The sequence below is a fragment of the Rahnella sp. PAMC25617 genome (assembly GCF_050606005.1).
Classification (GTDB): domain Bacteria; phylum Pseudomonadota; class Gammaproteobacteria; order Enterobacterales; family Enterobacteriaceae; genus Rahnella; species Rahnella variigena.
Genome location: NZ_JBOCUM010000324.1, coordinates 1 through 230, shown reverse-complemented (window position 1 = coordinate 230; position 230 = coordinate 1). Strand labels below are relative to the sequence as shown.

Genomic DNA, 230 nt, shown 5'->3' with positions numbered 1-230 from the left:
CGTGCATATTGAGTAGGTCAGCCCGTTCGTCAACAACAGCCAACGACTCCAACCAACTTCGTTCCACCTGGGCGCGCGCTCGCTCTAGCTCGGCCTGGCTCGGTCCGTTGGCGGCGAGTTCGGTGATGATCTCATCGACAGCCCCGGTCAGTTCCTCCTCGGAGACCCCGGGCTTGAGGTGTGCCGACACTAGAGCTGCCGACGTTCCTCGTGCCAGCCCAAAGTCGTTC

1 protein-coding gene is annotated in these 230 nt (G+C 62.2%); it reads right to left on the bottom strand.

All coding sequences use genetic code 11. From position 1 onward, the window contains the following. Positions 1 to 190: hypothetical protein (locus ACM615_RS24465; RefSeq protein WP_431012720.1), on the bottom strand; the 190-nt coding region annotated here is incomplete at its 3' end. Between the last annotated feature and the right edge of the window lie 40 nt (positions 191 to 230).